This is a genomic window from Roseateles sp. P5_E1 (assembly GCF_054049335.1).
This window is the reverse complement of record NZ_JBFUMN010000033.1, coordinates 1-18,397: the sequence shown is the minus strand read 5'-3', so window position 1 is coordinate 18,397 and position 18,397 is coordinate 1. Positions and strand designations below refer to the sequence as shown.

General features: G+C 66.7%; 16 protein-coding genes. 13 read left to right on the top strand and 3 right to left on the bottom strand.

The window, feature by feature from the left end; genetic code table 11:
• Nucleotides 1-6 precede the first annotated feature (6 nt).
• Nucleotides 7-639 carry a PEP-CTERM sorting domain-containing protein gene (locus ACXJKJ_RS20885; RefSeq protein WP_457392090.1) on the bottom strand — a complete coding sequence of 211 codons (633 nt, stop codon included), beginning with the start codon at nt 637-639 and terminating at the stop codon, nt 7-9.
• Nucleotides 640-878: 239 nt separating this feature from the next.
• Between ACXJKJ_RS20885 and ACXJKJ_RS20880 the strand changes: the two genes are divergently transcribed.
• On the top strand, nt 879-1,400 hold the full coding sequence (locus tag ACXJKJ_RS20880; RefSeq protein ID WP_056200917.1) for a YgjV family protein: 522 nt from the start codon (nt 879-881) through the stop codon (nt 1,398-1,400).
• On the opposite strand, the gene ACXJKJ_RS20875 is transcribed toward ACXJKJ_RS20880, so the two are convergent.
• A complete protein-coding gene (locus ACXJKJ_RS20875) occupies nt 1,366-2,241 on the bottom strand; it encodes a YihY/virulence factor BrkB family protein (RefSeq protein ID WP_056200922.1) in 876 nt (291 codons plus the stop codon). The genes ACXJKJ_RS20880 and ACXJKJ_RS20875 overlap by 35 nt on opposite strands.
• Before the next feature lie 126 nt (nt 2,242-2,367).
• On the opposite strand from ACXJKJ_RS20875, the gene ACXJKJ_RS20870 reads away from it, so the two are divergent.
• On the top strand, nt 2,368-3,525 hold the full coding sequence (locus tag ACXJKJ_RS20870) for an AI-2E family transporter (protein WP_457392087.1): 1,158 nt from the start codon (nt 2,368-2,370) through the stop codon (nt 3,523-3,525).
• An 87-nt stretch (nt 3,526-3,612) separates the two neighbouring features.
• On the top strand, nt 3,613-4,608 hold the full coding sequence (locus ACXJKJ_RS20865; protein ID WP_457392084.1) for a hypothetical protein: 996 nt from the start codon (nt 3,613-3,615) through the stop codon (nt 4,606-4,608).
• A gap of 221 nt (nt 4,609-4,829) precedes the next feature.
• Here ACXJKJ_RS20865 and ACXJKJ_RS20860 read toward each other — a convergent pair whose 3' ends face one another.
• Nucleotides 4,830-5,768, bottom strand: a complete 939-nt coding sequence (locus tag ACXJKJ_RS20860; RefSeq protein ID WP_056200928.1) for an MBL fold metallo-hydrolase — start codon at nt 5,766-5,768, stop codon at nt 4,830-4,832.
• Between the two features lie 259 nt (nt 5,769-6,027).
• Here ACXJKJ_RS20860 and ACXJKJ_RS20855 point away from each other — a divergent pair, with 259 nt between their 5' ends.
• The 10 genes from ACXJKJ_RS20855 to ACXJKJ_RS20810 all read left to right on the top strand — a co-directional run bounded on the left by ACXJKJ_RS20855 (nt 6,028) and on the right by ACXJKJ_RS20810 (nt 18,229).
• On the top strand, nt 6,028-8,217 hold the full coding sequence (locus ACXJKJ_RS20855; RefSeq protein WP_457392081.1) for a TonB-dependent receptor: 2,190 nt from the start codon (nt 6,028-6,030) through the stop codon (nt 8,215-8,217).
• A gap of 673 nt (nt 8,218-8,890) precedes the next feature.
• Nucleotides 8,891-10,387 carry a sigma-54 interaction domain-containing protein gene (locus tag ACXJKJ_RS20850; protein WP_457392078.1) on the top strand — a complete coding sequence of 499 codons (1,497 nt, stop codon included), beginning with the start codon at nt 8,891-8,893 and terminating at the stop codon, nt 10,385-10,387.
• Nucleotides 10,384-10,761 (top strand): hypothetical protein, encoded by a 378-nt coding sequence (locus ACXJKJ_RS20845; protein ID WP_457392075.1) that lies wholly within the window; start codon nt 10,384-10,386, stop codon nt 10,759-10,761. The genes ACXJKJ_RS20850 and ACXJKJ_RS20845 overlap by 4 nt, the downstream gene beginning before the upstream one ends.
• Before the next feature lie 192 nt (nt 10,762-10,953).
• Nucleotides 10,954-12,153 carry a substrate-binding domain-containing protein gene (locus ACXJKJ_RS20840; RefSeq protein ID WP_457392072.1) on the top strand — a complete coding sequence of 400 codons (1,200 nt, stop codon included), beginning with the start codon at nt 10,954-10,956 and terminating at the stop codon, nt 12,151-12,153.
• A gap of 13 nt (nt 12,154-12,166) precedes the next feature.
• On the top strand, nt 12,167-12,910 hold the full coding sequence (locus tag ACXJKJ_RS20835) for an ABC transporter ATP-binding protein (RefSeq protein WP_457392069.1): 744 nt from the start codon (nt 12,167-12,169) through the stop codon (nt 12,908-12,910).
• Nucleotides 12,907-13,641 carry an ABC transporter ATP-binding protein gene (locus tag ACXJKJ_RS20830; protein WP_457392066.1) on the top strand — a complete coding sequence of 245 codons (735 nt, stop codon included), beginning with the start codon at nt 12,907-12,909 and terminating at the stop codon, nt 13,639-13,641. The genes ACXJKJ_RS20835 and ACXJKJ_RS20830 overlap by 4 nt, the downstream gene beginning before the upstream one ends.
• A gap of 712 nt (nt 13,642-14,353) precedes the next feature.
• Nucleotides 14,354-15,328 carry a branched-chain amino acid ABC transporter permease gene (locus ACXJKJ_RS20825; RefSeq protein WP_457392063.1) on the top strand — a complete coding sequence of 325 codons (975 nt, stop codon included), beginning with the start codon at nt 14,354-14,356 and terminating at the stop codon, nt 15,326-15,328.
• 139 nt (nt 15,329-15,467) lie between these two features.
• Nucleotides 15,468-16,559 (top strand): branched-chain amino acid ABC transporter permease, encoded by a 1,092-nt coding sequence (locus tag ACXJKJ_RS20820; RefSeq protein WP_457392061.1) that lies wholly within the window; start codon nt 15,468-15,470, stop codon nt 16,557-16,559.
• Nucleotides 16,556-17,398, top strand: a complete 843-nt coding sequence (locus ACXJKJ_RS20815) for an alpha/beta fold hydrolase (RefSeq protein WP_056200971.1) — start codon at nt 16,556-16,558, stop codon at nt 17,396-17,398. Before ACXJKJ_RS20820 ends, ACXJKJ_RS20815 begins: the two co-directional genes overlap by 4 nt.
• A gap of 60 nt (nt 17,399-17,458) precedes the next feature.
• Nucleotides 17,459-18,229: an ABC transporter ATP-binding protein gene (locus ACXJKJ_RS20810; RefSeq protein ID WP_457392059.1), complete on the top strand. Its 771-nt coding sequence runs from the start codon at nt 17,459-17,461 to the stop codon at nt 18,227-18,229.
• Nucleotides 18,230-18,397 lie beyond the last annotated feature (168 nt).

Here is an 18,397-nt window from a genome sequence, read left to right as displayed (position 1 = left end):
GCCTCCTCAGCCCTGACGGCGGCGTGCCGCGATGGCCAGCAGGCCGGCGAGCATCAGCAGCACGCTGGCGGGCTCGGGCACCGGGGCCACGTCGCCGACGCGCACGGCCCAGGCCTGGGCCAGGGTGTCGGTGGCGAGCTGGTCCTGCAGACCCATGCCCATGAAGAAGCTCAAGGCCCAGCCGGGTTCGGAGGCCGTGCCCGTCCAGAACACCGGCCCGACCGGGCTGTTCGGATCGACGAGGCCGCTGAACGAGCCGGTCTGCGTGGGCCCGGCGGCCGTGTTGCCCAGGCTGGCGTAGAAGAGGTGGCCCAGCTCGCTGTTTGCACCGTTGTTGTTGATGCCGATGTCGGTGGAGCCGTCCTCTGAATAGTCCAGCTGCAGCGCGCTGCCATTGACCGGCGCCACCACCGGCAGGCGCCAGTCGTCGAAGCCGCCAAAGCTCAAGGAAGCCGCCCATTGCAGCGCGTCGGCCTGCGTGCGCAGCCCGCCGGTGGTGGCATCGGCCAGCCAGGTCAGGTTGGTCTGCGTGTCGTAGACCATGGCGCCGTTGGCACGCGGCTGCAATTCGGCGCGGGCCGTTGCACCGATCAGCAAACCAGTTATTGCCAGGCCGGCAAGCAGCGTCTTCTTGGTCATGGGCGGGGCGACGGCGTCGCGTGAACTGAGGGCGGGTCGCATGGTCTGCAAAACCACTGTGCAGCGACCAGCGGGTTAGTCCGGCAATGCCCTGCCAATTCAAGCGGGCGGCATAACCGCCTGGAATGCGCCCTGCCATGCACGAAGATGGGCTTTCCTGGCGTCAGCGGGACAATCTCCGGCCCACCGCCGCGCCTCCCTAGTTCTCGGGGGTCGACGACCTCCGCGTCCCCGCCCGCATGCCCATCGCCGACTGGTTCTCGCCCGCTCAACTCTTCGGCTATGTCGCCTTTGTGCTCGGCGTCGGCTGCTTCTTGCAGACCGATGACCGCCGCTTCAAGTGGTTCATGACGGGCGAGTGCATTGCCTATGTCGCCCACTTCGCGCTGCTGGGCAACCCGACGGCGGTGGTGAGTTCATCTCTGTCCATGCTGCGTTCGCTGTTGTCGCTGCATACGCGTTCGGTGTGGGTGGCCGTCGTCATCGTGGCGGCCAACCTCGGTTTTGGCTTGGGCCTGGCCCACAGGCCCAGCGACTGGCTGCCGCTGACGGCGTCCTGCCTGGGCACGATTGCCCTCTTCACGCTGCAGGGCATTCCGATGCGGCTGCTGATGCTGTGTGGCACCGGGCTGTGGATCGCCAACAACCTGATCGCAGGCTCCATCGGCGGCACGGCGCTGGAGGTGGTTATTGCGGTCATCAACCTGACCACCATCGCAAGGATGATCAGGTCTCGCCCAGCCGCTCGAACTCCGCAATGACCTGGGCTCCATACAGCAGCAGCGTGGCCGCGACCTCCAGGCTCAACAGCACGGCGATGGCCGTGGTCAGGGAGCCGTAGACGGTGCCGATCTGCGACAGCGTGCCGAAGTACCAGACCAGCACATGGCGCGACAGCTCCCACAGCAGGGCGGCGGCCAGTGCACCGATCAGCGCCAACGGCAGCGACGGCCGCCCGCCCGGCATGACCATGTAGACCGAGGCCAGCACGAAAACCTCGCCGGCAAACCCCAGCAGATAAAGCATGACGCCGGACACCCCGTCCAGCGACCAGCTGAAGCCCAGGAGCTCCACCTCGCGCTGACCCAGGGCCTGGAAGCGGCCGGCCACTAGCGTCACCAGCAGCAGGCCCACGCTCAGGCAGAGGATATAGACATAGGGGATCAGCGCCGAGATCAGGAAATGCCGCTGGTTGAGCTTGCGCCGGTGATGAAAGATGGCCGACATTGCGCTCTCCAGCACGGAGAAGGCCAGCGAGCTGAAGAACAGCATGCTGACCAGCAGCACCCAGCCCATCACCTCGCGGTGGGCCAGGAAGCGCGCCAGCTCGGCCACCACGGCGGCCGACTGCCCCGGCACCAGCCATTCCAGGTAGCGGCCCACCGTCTGCAGCAGCCGCGCGGGGTCGACCCAGTGCGACAGCGCGATGACGCTGAGGATCATCAGCGGCACGATGGACAGCAGCGCGTAATAGGCCACCGCACCGGCCAGCAGCAGGCCCTGGTTGGCGCGGAAGGATTTGAGCGTCTGCCAGGCGAAGCCCCAGGGGTTGTGCAGCACGCGGGCGGTCTGGCGCGCAAACTGTTGGGTAAAAAGGCGCATGTCACAGGGTCGGCCACCAGCGCCGCAACGCCTTGTCGGCCGCCACAACGCCCCCGTGTCGGACGGCGCCGTGAAGCGTGCAAGAGCGAGCACGGGTGGGTGTAACAGCGCGTACGCTGCTCCGTCATGAGCGCCCTTCCCAACAGCACCGACCCTGCACCGCCCACCAGCGAACCGTTGCGCCTGCACATGCCGGTGGACGTGCGCAGCTTCTCGCTGGCGCTGCTGGCGCTGGTGGCCGTGCTGTTCACCCTGCATGTGGCCGCTGCGGTCTTCGTGCCGTTGTTGCTCGGCCTGATGCTGAGTTATGCACTGGCACCGGTGGTCGAACAGCTCCAGCGGCTGCGGCTGCCGCGCGCGGTGGCCGCAGCCATGCTGCTGCTGAGCCTGGTGGGCGCTGTTGGTTGGACGGGGTATGCGCTCTCCGACGACGCCGGCAAGCTGCTCGAATCACTGCCCGCGGCCACCGAGAAAGTGCGCGCGGCCGTGGCGGCCCACCGGCCCGGATCGAGCAGTGCCCTGGTCCAGATGCAGAAGGCGGCCACCCAGCTGGAGCAGGCGGCCGAGGCCGGCGCGCCGGGACCGGCAACAGCAAGCTCGCGCGGCGTCACACGCGTCGTCGTCGAGCGGCCGCGTTTCAACCTGCATGACTATCTCTGGACCGGCACGCTGGGCCTGCTGGCCTCGGTGGGCGCGGTGATGGTGGTGGTGTTCATCGCCTTCTTCCTGCTGGCATCGGGCGACACCTTCCGGCGCAAGCTGGTGCACCTGGCCGGCCCGACATTCGCCAAACGGCGCCTGACGGTCCAGACCCTGGACGAGATCGGTGCGCAGATCCAGCGCTACCTGCTGGTGCAGGTGTTCACCAGCGCCGTGGTGGGCCTGACCATCTGGCTGGCCTTCCTGCTCGTGGGCCTGGAGCACGCGGCCGTCTGGGGCGTGGTGGCCTTCGTGCTGGACTTCGTGCCCTACCTCGGCGCCGCCGTGCTGACCACCAGCGCGGGCCTGATGAGCTTCGTGCAGTTCGGCAACGTGGACATGGCGCTGCTGGTGTCGGGCATCGCGCTGGGCGTGCACACGCTGTCGGGCAATCTGCTGATGCCGTATTTGAGCAGCCGCAGCAGCCGCATGAACGCGGTCGTCGTGTTCATCGGCGTGCTGGCCTTCGGCTGGCTGTGGGGCGTGTGGGGCCTGCTGCTCGCCGTGCCCATCCTGGCCAGCGTCAAGGCGGTGTGCGACCGGGTGGAGGGGCTGCAGCCCATCGGCGAGCTGCTGGGTACCTGAACGGGTGGCCGCCGGCCGCGCCGCATAACGCTCCGCTGACGCTGCCGCGGCTAGACTGGCTTTCTCCTCACCTGGCTGGAGCCCCTCATGAACCGTGTCCTGCCCTGGGTTGCCGCGCTCACGTTGAGCATCGGACTCGCACCGGCCTGCCTGGCCGCCTACACCGCCACCGCCGAGGTCAACGCCCAAGCGCTGGGCCAGGCCTCGGTCAACGAACTCGCCCCGGTCGTGTTGGGGTCGAGCGACCAGCAGCGCGACACGCGGGCCAGCGGAACGGCCACTGCCAGCGTCGGCGTCGGCAGACATGCCCAGGTGGGTACGGCCGATGCCGGCGGGGGCGCCAGCAGCTGGGCGCAGGTGGTGGCGGGGGGCATTCAACTGCAGGCCACCGGCACCGGCAACGGGCTGTTCCTGTCGCCCGGCGACGCCTGGTTTGCGCGCATCCTCGGCCGCGGCACCGCTTACGCCGGTGCCAGCTTCAGCGACGGCCTGACCTTCTCCGTGCCCGGGCTGGCGGTCGGCGCACCGCTGACCTTGACCTTCGGGATCAATGTCACCGGCAGCATCTCCAGCATGGGCCAGTTCGCCCAGGGCCTGTCGGGCTACGGCACGGTCACCGACATGCGCTGGCATGTCTCGCTGGGCAACCTCTCCGACGGCCGCAGCGAAAGCGAATACAACAGCAACGGCCTGATCGACCGCAGCGCGGTGGCTACTGGCCTCAGGAGCTTCGTGGCGACGGTCGGCAACGGCGTGCCGACGGTGCTGACCATGGAGGCCTCGGTGGGCGCCTCGGCGCAGGGTGGCGTGAGTTGCCGCGGTTGTGGCTTCGCCGCGCTATATGCCGAGGGAAACTCCTACGCCGACTTCAGTCACACCTTCGCCTGGAACGGTATCCAAGGGGCCCTCGATGCCGCCGGCAACCCGCTCGCGCTGGCCGACCTGCAGGTCATGTCATCGTCGGGCTTCAATTACCTGAGCGCCTGGTCGGCCCCGGTGCCCGAGCTGCCGTCGCCTGCGCTGATGGCGGCCGGCCTGCTGGTGCTGGCGGGCTTCGTTGGGAAGCGCCGCCACCCTCGCTGAGGCCGCAAGCCGTTTCATTTGGGGCACCATGCGGCTCATGTCGCGCGCCTGCCCTGATCGAGTCCTGCTGCGTCTGGCCGACGCGGCGCGCGCGTGGAGTTGGGCGGGTTGCAGCAGCCGCTGGCCGCCAGAGATGCGGCGCGGCTGGCCTGGCTCGCGATCGAGGGGCCGCCGGCTGGCGCGAGAACTACCTGACCCGCGCGCCGGTGCTGGTGCAGGCTCTAACGATTTGCCGAGTAGTTCACCGGCAGCCAGTCGTAGCCCTTGCCGTCGGCGCGCAGCTTGCCGATGCCGGGGAATGACACGTGCGTGACCGCCACGTAGTAGCCGTCTTTGGCCGCAGCCGCATAGGCCTTCTCGCGGGCGGGCGCGGCGGCCTTGGGGTCGGAGTCGAAGCTCATGGTCACGGCCGGCTCCGGGAACTGCACCGCGGCGACGTGCATCAGGTCGCCCCAGAACATGATCTTCTGGCCCTTGCTCTCGGCGACATAGTTGCTGTGGCCGGGCGTGTGGCCGTAGGCCGGGTAGGCCTTCACGCCGGGGACGATCTCGACGCCACCGGCACTGCCGTCGAAGGGCTTGAAGCGGCCCGCGTCGGCATACGCCTTCACGTTGGCCGCGATGGCCTTGGCACCGTCGCCCTTGGCGACCTGTTCGGGTGCCAGCCAGAAGTCGGCGTCGCGCTTGTCCACGCGCAGCGTCGCGTTGGGAAAGTTGGCCTTGCCGTCGACAGCCGTGCCGCCGATGTGGTCGCCGTGCATATGCGTGATGACCACTTCGTCGACCTGCTCAGGCGCATAGCCCGCAGCCTTGAGATTGGCCAGTACGCGGCCCAACGTCGGGCCGTACAGGCCAGCGGCGCCGGTATCGACGAGGACGATCTTGGCCCCGGTGTTGATCAGGTAGGCGTTGAAGGATGTCTCCAGCGGCACGCCGAGGTAGGCGTGCTGCAGGGCCTTGACCGTGTTGGGCACGGGCTGCTGCAGCAGCTTGTCGACGGGCAGGTCCAGCGTGCCGTCGGACAGGGCCGTGACCTCGAAATCGCCAAGCTGCATGCGGTACCAGCCCGGCGCCTGGCCCTTGAGCTGCGGGCCGGCGGCGAAGGCTGTGGTGGCACTGAAACCAATGGCGATGGCGGCGGGAAGCAGGCGTTTGAGCATGGGTCGTCTCCGAGGGATTTGGGGCAAGCGGCGCAGGATAGCTGCGGGTTTCGTCCCTTGCAGCCCCAAGGGTCGTTGTCTGCAAACTGGACACCGTCCGCGCCGGCAAACGACTGGAATCCGGACGGCCTCAGCGCCACGGACGGCAAATTCGCGGGTTAGCTCGCAAGGGTTTGCCTGTAACTCGCCCCGACTTGGCGCGGGCATGGCTTTTGCGCTTTCTCTCCTGGTTCCGAACACAACAACCAGGAGACAAGCCATGACCCGACGCCTGCCGGCGCCCTCGCCGCTGCATTTCGCCATCCTCGCCACACTCGGCGCCACGATCGCTCTGCCGGCAGCCGCACAAAGCGCAGCCGAGCCGGCGGTGACGACGCTGGAGGTCGTCAAGGTCACGGCGCGCAAGCGGGAGGAGTCGCTGCAGGACGTGCCGGTGGCGGTCACGGCGCTGACCGCCGACCAACTCGACAAGCTGGCCATCAAGGATCTCGGCGACCTGCAGGGCCAGGTGCCCAACCTGACCATCTACGCCGCACGCGGCAGCAACACGACCATCACGACCTTCATCCGCGGCGTCGGCCAGGCCGACCCGCTGTGGGGTGTGGACCCCGGCGTGGGCATCTATTTCGACGACGTCTACATCGCCCGACCGCAGGGCGCGCTGCTGGATGTGTACGACGTGCAGCGCGTGGAGGTGCTGCGCGGCCCGCAGGGCACGCTGTACGGCAAGAACACGATTGGCGGCGCGGTGAAGTACGTGTCCAAGCCGCTCCCCACGACGACCGAGGGCTCGGTGACGCTGGCGGTCGGCAACTATGGCCAGGTGACGGCCAAGGGCGGCGTGGGCACGGCCGTCAATGACGGCCAGATCCGTTTCCGTGTCGCCGGCGCCAGCCTGAACCGCGACGGCTACGGCAAGAACCTGACCGATGGCAGCCCGGTCAGCGACCAGAACACGACGAGCGGCCGCATCTCGGCCGGGTGGTTCCCGACCGGCTCGAGCTTCAACGCCCAGGTTTCGGTGGACCGCACACGCGACGACTCGCACATGCGCGGCTTCCAGCGCCTGAACGTCAGCGCCTTCGACCCCGCCAAGACACCGCCCACCCCGGGCCGCTACGACATCGCGACAGGCATGCCCAATGCCAACGGCACCAGCAGCGAGGGCGAATCACTGACGTTGAACTGGGGCGCCAGCGAGGCCTGGAGCCTGAAGTACATCCTGGCGCATCGCGCGTCCGACACCAACACCTCCATCGACTTCGACGGCCTGCCCAACAGAACAGCCGACGTGCGCGCCGAGTACCACGACAGCTCGCAGAGCCATGAGCTGCAGGCCATCTACGAAGGCCAGAACAGCTCGGGCGTTGTCGGTGTCTACTACTTCGACGGACGCGCCGGCGGCACGGTGCGCAACAATTTCTTCAACCTCTCATTCGGTACGACCAACGGCCTGGTCTACACCGAGGGCAAGGCCGTCTTCGGCGACTGGAGCTGGCGCCTGAGCCCGGCCTTCAGCGTCAGCACGGGACTGCGCTACACCAAGGAGGACAAGCGCGCCGTCGTGCTGAACCAGGCCTTCGCCAACGATCAGTTCAGCGGCACGCCCATCGCCGTGCCGGCCAATTTCGACAAGAGCCTCTCGGTCAGCAACACCTCACCGCGCCTGTCCCTTGAATACAGGGCCAGCAAGGAGATCAAGCTCTACACGACAGCCTCGCGCGGCTTCAAGAGCGGCGGCTACAACATCCGCGCCAACACCGTGGCCTTCCCGTCTTCGGGCAGGCCCTTCGCCGACGAGAAGCTCGACTCGCTGGAACTGGGCGCCAAGATGATCCTGGACGGCGGCCGCCTGGAGCTGAACACGGCCCTGTTCCACAACAAGTACAAGAACGTGCAGCTCTCGGTGTTCACGAGCTACACCCAGGCCAACGGCCAGCCCGGCTTCTTCGGCGACTTCACCAATGCCGGCAAGGCGACCGTGCAGGGCGCCGAGGTCGAGTTCCTGTGGATGCCGACCCCCGCCTGGCGCATCAGCGGCAACCTGGCCACGCTGGACGCCAAGTACGACGAATACATCGACCGCGGCGTCAACGTGGCCGACCAGAAGAAGTTCACCAACACGCCCAAATACCAAGCGGGCCTGAACATCGAGCACAACGCAAAGCTGGCCATGGGCACGCTGCGCTCGCGGCTGGGCGTCACCCACCGCAGCAAGGTCTACCCGACGACCGACCTGTCCGAAGCGCTCGCACAGGATGCCTACACGTTGGTCAACGCCGGCCTGATCTGGGAGAAGGACACCAAGCTGAGCTTCTTCCTGCAAGGCAGCAACCTGACCAACAAGGCCTACAAGACCGACGGCTACAACATCGCCGCGCTCAGCGTGCTGAACGCCTACTACGGCCCGCCGCGCACGTTCACGTTGGGTGGCACCTTGAAGTTCTGAAGGGGGTGGGCTGGGTTGCTCTTGCGACGAGCCTTTCGACTCGTTGCAGTGCCGCGGGAGTCCGCCCCGCGAGGGCGGGTAACTTTTCTCTGACGCGCCAGAGCAAAGTCACCAAAAGAGGAGCGCTCAATGCAATCCGCACTCGAGCGGGATCAGGCGCTCGCTTTGCTCGAACCGGGCCACACCACGAAGCGAGCCGCTGCGCTCTCGCACACGACTTGTGAAGAGCGCCAGCGATCGGACCGTCAAGCCAGTTAACGCCGGCTGCACGCCGGGCTCATCARRAMATACCGAACAGCCGCGTCGCCCGAGCGACGCTGCATTGGGCTGTTTTGATGAGCCCGGCGTGCAGCCGCGCGTCGAACGGGCCGCTGATGCGATGAGCTGCGCGGGTGACAAGTCGTGTGCGAGAGCGCAGCGGCTCGCTTCTTGTCGCAATGTCGGTGGTTGTTTTCGCGCGCCACTGATGGCGGCGTCGCGCTCGTGTGCGGTTCAGGGCCTCTTCTTTGGTGACTTTCTTCTGGCCCCGCAGAAGAAAGTTACCCGGCCGCCGGGACGGACTCCCGGCAATGCAGCGATCAGCGGCACGCTTCGCAAACGCAACCCACCGCATCAGACCGCACCCAGCATGTCATGGCACCTACCAGCGCCACCGCGCTACATTCCCGCCGTCATGCCCCTGTCCAAAAACCAGACACCCGCGCCCGCTGGCATCCCGCAGGACGTCGACGGGCTGTTGCGCCTGGCCGCGCAGTCGATGTTCGACGTGCTGGCCCGGTCGACCGAAGGGATGATGGTTGTCGACCGCAACCATCGCGTCGTCTGGATCAGCGACGGCTACAAGCGCTTCCTGCCGGCGCTGGGGTTCAACGACGAACACGAGTTCGTCGGCAAGCGCGTGGAGGACGTGGTCCCCAACACGCAGATGCTGCAGGTGCTGGAGACCGGCAAACCGGTGCTAGTGGATCTGCTGACCAACAAGGCCGGCACCTTCCTCGTCAGCCGCCTGCCGCTGCGCAACGACGCCGGCGAGGTCATCGGCGCGCTGGGCCTGGTGCTGCTGGATCACCCCGAGACGACCATGCAGCCGCTGATCCAGAAGTTCGCGCGGATGCAGCAGGAACTGGAGGACACGCGCCGCCAGCTCGCCGCGCAGCGCCGGCCCAAGTACACGATTGCCAGCTTCATCGGCACCAGCCCCGCAGCGCTGGAGGTCAAGCGCCAGGCCCGCCGCGTGGCGCAGACCGACTCGACGGTGCTGCTGCTCGGCGAGACCGGCACCGGCAAGGAGCTGATGGCCCACGCCATCCACTCGGCGTCGCGCCGCGCGCACCGGCCGCTGGTGGGCGTCAACATCGCCGCCGTGCCCGAGACGCTGCTGGAGGCCGAGTTCTTCGGCGTCGCGCCCGGTGCCTACACGGGCGCCGACCGCAAGGGCCGCGACGGCAAGTTCAAGCTCGCCGACGGCGGCACGCTGTTCCTCGACGAGATCGGCGACATGCCGCTGGCACTTCAATCGAAGCTGCTGCGCGTGCTGCAGGAGCAGGAGGTGGAGCCTCTGGGTAGCAACACGGTGCTGCGTGTGGACGTGAGAGTGATTGCCGCCACCAGCCGCGACCTCGCGACCATGGTCGCCACCGGGCAGTTCCGTGCCGACCTTTACTACCGCCTCAACGTGCTGCCCATCCGCGTGCCGGCGTTGAGGGAGCGCCTGGATGACATCGAGGCGCTGGCCGAAGCCCTGGGTGAGGACATCGCCCGCCGCAGCGGCATGCCACAGAAGCTGTTGAGCCCCGACGCCATCGAATGGCTGATGCAGCAGGCTTGGCCCGGCAACATCCGCGAGCTGCGCAACACGCTGGAGCAGGTCAGCCTCATGAGCGACGACATGCAGCTGACGGCGGCCACTTTCCAGGGCGGCTCGGCGTTGCCGACCTCCGCGCCCGCGCCGGTACCTCAGCCCGCCGCCCCGGTCATGACCACGGCCCAGGCCGTTGCGCCTCTGCCCGAGCTGATCGAAGCCCTGGAACGCGACGCCATCGCCCGCGCGCTGCAGGCCACTGGCGGCAACCGCATGGCGGCGGCCCGGCTGCTGCAGATCTCGCGGGCGTCGCTGTACGAAAGGCTGGCGAGGTGGCCGGAGCTGGAGCAGCATCGCGAGGCCGAATGAACACGCCCGGCTTCATCAAGAGCGCCACGGCCGCGCTGCTTGCTCCGCTGGCACTCGTCCTGGGACGTGCGATCTGGAGCGGCCATGCCGAATTGTGGCCGTTGCTGCCTATGAATTGGCTTTACATGGCCGCTCCGCAGCTTCTCGTAGTGGCAGTCGCAGCGTCGTACCCGCCGTACCGCCGCGCCGCATGGCTGCCTTTGTCGCTGTTGACGACACTGCTGTTCGCCGTCCAGGCGTGGGTACTGTGGTGGGTGCCCGCGCGTGAAAGCGGCCTGGCCTGGATCCTCTATTTCCCCACTGCGCTGGTCGTGGTCGTGCTTTYGACGCTTGCTCAAAAGGTCGCGAGGCGGTGGCAACGCGCGCCACGCTAGGGTGGCGTTCGTCCATATTTCAGGCATCGCCTAACTCCCGGACACTCAGCACCACGTCCGAGGCGAAAAACCTCGGGACAACCCGCACGAAATCCGCCGCCGGCGACCCCTTCCCCGCCGGGCACGGCCCTTGCAAAAAGGGAAGACACCGTCTGCCGACAGAGCAGACCCGAACTTCAGGAGACAAGCCCCATGCGTCACACCACGCGCCGCTTTGCCCTCACCGCCGCCGCCCTCGCGGTCGCCCTGCCCGGCATCACTCTCGCGGCCGGCAACGAAATCCGCATCGCCCACGTCTACAGCAAGACCGGCCCGCTCGAGGCCTACGGCAAGCAGACGCAGACCGGCTTCATGATGGGCCTGGACTACGCCACCGGCGGCACCATGACCGTCGCAGGCAAGAAGCTCGTCGTCATTGAGAAGGACGACCAGGGCAAGCCCGACGTGGGCAAGAGCCTGCTGGCCGCGGCCTATGGCGACGACAAGGCCGACATCGCCGTCGGGCCCTCGTCCAGCGGCGTGGCCCTGGCCATGCTGCCCGTCGCCGAGGAATACAAGAAGATCCTGCTGGTGGAGCCGGCCGTGGCCGACTCCATCACCGGCGACAAGTGGAACAAGTACATCTTCCGTACCGGCCGCAACTCGTCGCAAGACGCCATCGGCAACGCCGTCGCCTCGGACATCCAGGGTCTCAACATCGGCATCCTGGCCCAGGACTACGCCTTCGGCCGCGACGCCGTGAAGGCCTACAAGGAAGCGCTGAAGAAGGCCAAGATCGTCCACGAGGAATACCTGCCCACGGCGACGACCGACTTCACCGCCGGTATCCAGCGCCTGGTGGACGCACTGAAGGACAAGCAAGGCCCCAAGGTCATTGCCGTCGTGTGGGCCGGCGCCACGCCGCCCTTCGGCGCGCTGGCGGCCCTGGACCTGCAAAAGCGCTACGGCATTGGCGTGGGCTCGGGCGGCAACATCCTGCCGGCCATGACCGCCTACAAGCAGTTCCCGGGCATGGAGGGCGCGACGTACTACTACTTCGGCATCCCGAAGAACCCGGTCAACGAGTGGCTGGTGGCCAACCACTACAAGCAGTTCAAGAACCCGCCCGACTTCTTCACGGCCGGCGGCATGAGCGCGGCGATTGCGCTGGTGGAAGCGCTGAAGAAGACGGGCGGCGACACGGCGACCAACAAGCTCATCAAGACGATGGAAGGCATGAGCTTCGAGACGCCCAAGGGCAAGATGACCTTCCGCGCCGAAGACCACCAGGCGATGCAGTCGATGTACCACTTCAAGATCAAGGTGGACCCGGCGTTCCCGTGGGGCGTGCCGGAGCTGGTCAGGGAAATCAAACCCGAAGAAATGGCCGTGCCCATCCGCAACAAGCGTTGAACGCGGACGGCCTGTGCTCGAAACCAAGAACCTGACGATCCGCTTCGGTGGCCACGTGGCCGTCGACGGCGTGTCGTGCGCCTTCCAGCCCGGCACATTGACGGCCATCGTCGGACCGAACGGTGCGGGCAAGACGACCTACTTCAATCTGATCTCGGGTCAGCTGCCCGCGAGCAGTGGCGAGGTCTGGCTGGATGGCGAGAACCTGACCAAGCTGCCGGCGCCGGTGCGCACGCGGCGCGGCCTGGGCCGGGCGTTCCAGCTGACACAGCTGTTCGCGCACTTGACCGTGCTGGAGAACGTGCGCCTGGCTGTGCAGGCGCGACATGGCAAAGGCTTGCACATGCTGTCGGTGTGGCTGTCGCACAAGGAGTTGATAGCCGAGGCGCGCGCCATCCTCGACCGCGTGCGGCTGGGTTCACGTGCGGACGACCTCGCCGCCAGCCTGCCGCATGGCGACCAGCGCAAGCTCGAGGTGGCCATGCTGATCGCGCTGGACCCCAAGGTCTATCTCTTCGACGAACCGACCGCCGGCATGAGCGTGGACGAGGTGCCCGTGGTGCTCGATCTGATCCGCGCGCTGAAGGCCGAGAAGAAGCACACGCTGCTGCTGGTGGAGCACAAGATGGACGTCGTGCGCGAGCTGGCCGACCGCATCATCGTGTTGCACCAGGGCAAGCTGGTGGCCGATGGCGACCCGGCGACAGTGATTGCCTCGCCCATCGTGCAAGAGGCTTACCTCGGGGTGGCGGCATGAACCTTCTGGAGTTGCACGGGGTTCATACCCACGTCGGGGCGTATCACATCCTGCATGGCGTGGATCTCGCCGTGCCGGCTGGTCAGGTGACCATGCTGTTAGGTCGCAACGGCGCCGGCAAGACGAGCACGCTGCGGACCTTGATGGGGCTGTGGACGGCGAGCGCGGGCTCGGTGCACTTCAAGGGCGAGGACATCACCAAGCTGGCGACGCCGGACATTGCGTCGCGCGGCATCGCCTATGTGCCGGAGACGATGGGCATCTTTGGCGAGCTGAGCGTGGCGGAGAACCTGCTGCTGGCGGCCCGTTCGGCCAAGCGGTTGGCGGATTTGGATGCTCAACGGCTGGACTGGCTGTTTGGCTTGTTCCCGGCGCTGAAGACGTTCTGGCAGCACCCGGCGGGCAAGTTGTCGGGTGGGCAGAAGCAGATGCTGGCGATTGCCCGCGCCATGATCGAGCCGCGCGAGTTGCTCGTCATCGACGAGCCCAGCAAGGGGCTGGCGCCGGCCATCGTGCAGAACCTGATCACGGCGTTGCGGGAGCTGAAGAAGAGCTCGCAGACGACGGTGTTGCTGGTGGAGCAGAACTTTCGAGTCGCCGCTGAGTTGGGCGATTCGGTCGCGGTGATGGATGACGGAAGGATCGTGCATCGCGGTTTGATGCGGGAGTTGATCGAGGATTCGGCGCTGCAGCAAAGGTTGCTGGGGTTGTCGTTGGGGGCGCATCAATGAGTGCGGCTTCCTTTTTGGTTGCTATTGCGGAGAGCGCGCCTGCTCGCTGCATTGCCGGGAGTCCGTCCCGGCGGCCGGGTAACTTTCTTCTGCGGGGCCAGAAGAAAGTCACCAAAGAAGAGGCCCTGAACCGCACACCAGCACCACATGCACGAGCTGCGCCGTGCAACAGCCGCTTGGTGAGTGGGAAGACGCGAACCGCTGCGCTCTCGCTGCTGTCCTTGTCACCAGAACCATCCATCGCCACGACGGGCCGCCTAACGCGCGGCTGCACGCCGTGCTCACCAGAAATACCGAATACAGCGTCGCTSGGGCGACGCGATGGCGGGACGACTCGGTCGTCTTGCGTAGGTTGGGGTGAGCGCAGCGAACCCCAACGCCCCGCCACTCACCCGCTTCGGCGTCGCCCCAGCGACGTTGCATTCGCATTTGTTGATGAGCCCGGCGTGCAGCCGGCGTTAACCGGCGTGAAGGGGCGATGGATGGTGCTCGTCACAGGGACAGCAGCGAGAGCGCAGCGGGTCGCGTCTGCCCGAAATGAAAGTGCGCGTTTTCGCGCGCCGCTCATGGCGGCGCCGCGCCCGTGTGCGGTTCAGGGCCTCTTCTTTGGTGACTTTCTTCTGGCCCCGCAGAAGAAAGTTACCCGGCCGCCGGGACGGACTCCCGGCAATGCAGCGAGCGGTGCCGCTCTCCGCAAGAGCAACCCACAAGCATGAAGCTCGACCCCCGACCCCTCGCGCTCCTCGCAGCCATCATGCTGCTCGCCCTACCACTCACCGGCAGCCCCAGCACCTGGCTCAACCTGACCCTGGCCGGCATCGCCATGGGCCTCATCATCTTCGTCATCGCCTCCGGCCTGACCCTGGTCTTCGGCCTGATGGACGTCCTCAACTTCGGCCACGGTGTCTTCATCGCGCTGGGCGCCTTCACGGCCACCACCGTGCTCGCCGCAATGGCTCCTTGGGCCACCAGCCCCGACGTACTCGCCAACCTCGCTGCCCTCGCAGCTGCATGCGCAGCCGGCATGGCCATCGCGGCAGCGGTGGGTATCGTCTTCGAGCGCGTGCTGGTGCGGCCGGTCTATGGCCAGCACCTGAAGCAGATCCTCATCACCATGGGCGGCATGATCATTGGCGAGGAGCTGATCAAGGCGACCTGGGGCGCCCAGCTGATCCCGCTGCCCATGCCCGACGCACTGCGCGGCATCTTCCTGTTCGGTGATGTGGCGGTCGAGAAGTTCCGCGTGCTGTCCATGCTCATCGGCCTCGCCGTGCTCATCGCGCTGCTGCTCGTGCTGAACCGCACCAAGATCGGCCTGCTGATCCGCGCCGGCGTGCAGGACCGCGAGATGGTCGAGGCGCTGGGCTATCGCATCAAACGCCTCTTCGTCGGCGTGTTCGTCGCCGGCTCCGCGCTCGCGGGCCTGGGCGGCGTGCTGTGGGGCCTGGTGCAGCAGGGCGTCACGCCGCAGATCGGCGCGCAGGTCAACCTGCTCATCTTCATCGTCATCATCATCGGCGGCCTGGGGTCCACGGTGGGCTGCCTGATCGGCGCGCTGCTCGTCGGGCTCGTCGCCAACTACGTTGGCTTCATCGCTCCCAAGGCGGCCCTGTTCTCCAACATCGGGCTGATGGTGGCCATCCTGCTGTGGCGCCCGCAGGGCCTCTACCCCGTGGGAGCGAAATGAGCCCACCCCCGTTGCGCTTCGCGCTCCCCCTCAAGGGGGCACTGCCAGTGGCCTGGCGAAGCCAGTTCCACGGCAGTCGCTTGGTTTTTCATTCGGCGTTCGCATCGTTGATCACGCGCAACGAAGCGAGGGGTTTCCGATGACATCCGTTTTTCGTTCTCTGCTTTCACACGACCTGCCGCGCAGCCGCATCCTCGGCGCGCTGTTGATCGCCTGCTTCGTCGGCCTGCTCGGTGCGCCCTTCATCTTCCCGGGCACGCAGGCGCTCAACGTCGCGGCCAAGATCCTCGTATTCGTGCTGCTTGTCGCCAGCTACGACCTGCTGCTGGGCTACACCGGCATCGTCAGCTTCGCGCACACGATGTTCGTCGGCATCGGCGCCTATGGCATCGCCATCGCATCAGCGCGGCTGGGTGCGGATTGGACGTCGCTAGGCATCGGCTTCCTCGCTGCGCTCGTATTGAGCACCGTGCTGGCGCTGGCGATGGGACTGGCCAGCCTGCGCGTGAAGGCCATCTTCTTCGCCATGATCACGCTGGCCGTCGCCTCGGCCTTCATGACGCTGGCCTCGCAGCTGAGCGACTTCACCGGCGGCGAGGACGGCCTGAACTTCCAACTGCCTTCAGCGCTGCGGCCCTCGACCGAGTTCATGGAAGAGCCCGTGCTGGGCGTCATGCTCGACGGCCGCCTGCTGACCTACTACCTGCTCTTCGTCGCCGTCGCCGCCCTCATCGCGCTGCTGCTGCGCATCGTCAACTCGCCCTTCGGCCGCGTGCTGCAGGCCATCCGCGAGAACGAGTTCCGCGCCGAGGCGATCGGCTACCGCACGGTCGTCTACCGCACCGGCGCCAACGTCATCGCCGCGCTGCTGGCCTGCTGCGGCGGCGCGTTGCTGGCGCTGTGGCTGCGCTACACCGGCCCCGAGACGGCCATGAGCATGGAGATCATGCTGGACCTGCTGCTCATCGTCGTCATCGGCGGCATGGGCACGGTCTACGGTGCGGTCATCGGCAGCGTGCTCTTCATCGTCGCGCAGAACTATCTGCAGGCGCTGCTGAAGGCAGCAGGCTCGCTGGTCGACGGCGTGCCGGTCTTGAGCACGCTGATTTCGCCCGACCGCTGGCTGCTGTGGCTGGGCCTGCTCTTCGTACTGGCCGTCTACCACTTCCCCGGCGGCATCGTCGGGCGGCTGCGGCTGGCGGCGTGGACGCATGGGAGAGCCAAAAAATGAGATCGCGCTACGTCAACTGCCTGGGTCGCGAGATGCACGTCACCGAGTGGGGTGACGCAAGCTCGCACACCGTCGTTGCCTGGCACGGCCTCGCGCGCAGCAGTCGCGACTTCGACGACCTCGCCGCCGCCCTGAGCGCCCGCTGGCACGTCGTTTGCCCCGACACCCTGGGTCGTGGTCTTTCGCAATGGGCGGTGGACCCGGCCCGCGAATACTGCCTGGAGTTCTATGTCGAACAAGCCGAAGCGCTGCTGGATCAGTTGGGCTTGCAGAAGGTGCATTGGGTGGGCACGTCCATGGGTGGCGCCATCGGCACGCTCGGCGCAGCCACCCAGCTGCGCGGCCGCATCAAGCGCCTTGTGCTGAACGACAACGGCCCCGAGCTGGCAGCCTCGGCGCTGACACGCATCAAAGCCTACGCCGGGCAGCCGCCCAGCTTTGCAACGGTGACTGAGCTGGAGGTCTATTTCAGAGAGATCTACGCGAGCTTTGGTGATCTGTCCGACACGCAATGGCGCCATCTCACCGAAACCTCGCTGCGCCGCCTGCCCGATGGCCGCGTGACAACGCACTACGACCCAGCCCTGGTGCAGCAGTTCGATCACCATCCCGACGACTACGAGCTGTGGGCTGCTTGGGACCAGCTCGACCTGCCCGTGCTCTGCCTGCGCGGCGAGGACTCGACGCTGTTGACCGCGGAAACGGCGCAGGCCATGCGCGAGCGCGGCCCGCGTGCTGCGGTCGCGCTGATCCCCGGCTGCGGCCATGCACCGGCCTTGAACACACCCGAGCAGATTGGCTTGATCGAGCGTTTCCTCTCCGCGGACCAGACCCCGTGAATGCCCGTAAGCCAGCGTCATGCTTGAAGGCCTAGAGTCGCGCAGCTAACCCGGAAGTCCATGAGCGAATACATCCTCGAGACCCAGGACCTGACCAAGGAGTTCAAAGGCTTCACGGCCGTGGACGCCGTGAACCTGCAGGTGCATCGTGGCCACATTCATGCGCTGCTAGGCCCCAACGGCGCGGGCAAGACGACCTGCTTCAACTTGCTGACCAAGTTCCTGACGCCGACGCGTGGGCGCATCGTCTTCGCCGGCACCGACATCACTGGCGAGACCTCGGCGCAGATCGCGCGGCGCGGTGTCATCCGGTCGTTCCAGATCTCCGCCGTCTTCCCGCATCTCACGGTGCTGGAGAACGTGCGCATCGGCCTGCAGCGCTTCACCGGCACGAGCTTCCATTTTTGGAAAGGGCTGACGGGCCTGAAGATGCTGGACGCCAAGGTGCTGTCGTTGCTGGAGCTGGTGGACCTGCGCGACATGGCCGCGGTGAAGGCCGCCGACCTGCCTTATGGCCGCAAGCGTGCGTTGGAGATCGCCACGACGATGGCGATGGAGCCGCAGCTGATGCTGCTGGACGAACCGACGCAGGGCATGGGGCACGAGGACGTGGACCGTGTGACGGCGTTGATCAAGCGCGTGGCGGAGGGCCGGACCGTGCTGATGGTGGAGCACAACATGAAGGTGGTGGCGAGCATCGCGGACCGGATTACGGTGTTGGCTCGTGGCGCTGTTCTGGCCGAAGGTGATTACGCGACGGTGTCGAAGCATCCGGCGGTGTTGGAGGCTTATATGGGTACGGATGCTGCCGAGTTGCAGGGGGCGCATTGATGGTGCTGCTGCGCGCTGTTGTTGGTTGCTTGGCTGAGAGCGTGGTTGCTCGYTGCATTGCCGGGAGTCCGTCCCGGCGGCCGGGTAACTTTCTTCTGCGGGGCCAGAAGAAAGTCACCAAAGAAGAGGCCCTGAACCGCACACCAGCACCACATGCACGAGCTGCGC

What these genes read in the sequence shown, in the direction of transcription:
- ACXJKJ_RS20875 (WP_056200922.1), bottom strand. Translation starts at nt 2,241, where the DNA reads ATGCGCCTTTTTACCCAACAGTTTGCGCGCCAGACCGCCCGCGTGCTG.
- ACXJKJ_RS20860 (WP_056200928.1), bottom strand. Translation starts at nt 5,768, where the DNA reads ATGCTCAAACGCCTGCTTCCCGCCGCCATCGCCATTGGTTTCAGTGCC.
- ACXJKJ_RS20850 (WP_457392078.1), top strand. Translation starts at nt 8,891, where the DNA reads ATGCCCCTGTCCAAAAACCAGACACCCGCGCCCGCTGGCATCCCGCAG.
- ACXJKJ_RS20885 (WP_457392090.1), bottom strand. Translation starts at nt 639, where the DNA reads ATGACCAAGAAGACGCTGCTTGCCGGCCTGGCAATAACTGGTTTGCTG.
- ACXJKJ_RS20840 (WP_457392072.1), top strand. Translation starts at nt 10,954, where the DNA reads ATGCGTCACACCACGCGCCGCTTTGCCCTCACCGCCGCCGCCCTCGCG.
- ACXJKJ_RS20810 (WP_457392059.1), top strand. Translation starts at nt 17,459, where the DNA reads ATGAGCGAATACATCCTCGAGACCCAGGACCTGACCAAGGAGTTCAAA.
- ACXJKJ_RS20880 (WP_056200917.1), top strand. Translation starts at nt 879, where the DNA reads ATGCCCATCGCCGACTGGTTCTCGCCCGCTCAACTCTTCGGCTATGTC.
- ACXJKJ_RS20820 (WP_457392061.1), top strand. Translation starts at nt 15,468, where the DNA reads ATGACATCCGTTTTTCGTTCTCTGCTTTCACACGACCTGCCGCGCAGC.
- ACXJKJ_RS20830 (WP_457392066.1), top strand. Translation starts at nt 12,907, where the DNA reads ATGAACCTTCTGGAGTTGCACGGGGTTCATACCCACGTCGGGGCGTAT.
- ACXJKJ_RS20865 (WP_457392084.1), top strand. Translation starts at nt 3,613, where the DNA reads ATGAACCGTGTCCTGCCCTGGGTTGCCGCGCTCACGTTGAGCATCGGA.
- ACXJKJ_RS20870 (WP_457392087.1), top strand. Translation starts at nt 2,368, where the DNA reads ATGAGCGCCCTTCCCAACAGCACCGACCCTGCACCGCCCACCAGCGAA.
- ACXJKJ_RS20815 (WP_056200971.1), top strand. Translation starts at nt 16,556, where the DNA reads ATGAGATCGCGCTACGTCAACTGCCTGGGTCGCGAGATGCACGTCACC.
- ACXJKJ_RS20825 (WP_457392063.1), top strand. Translation starts at nt 14,354, where the DNA reads ATGAAGCTCGACCCCCGACCCCTCGCGCTCCTCGCAGCCATCATGCTG.
- ACXJKJ_RS20855 (WP_457392081.1), top strand. Translation starts at nt 6,028, where the DNA reads ATGACCCGACGCCTGCCGGCGCCCTCGCCGCTGCATTTCGCCATCCTC.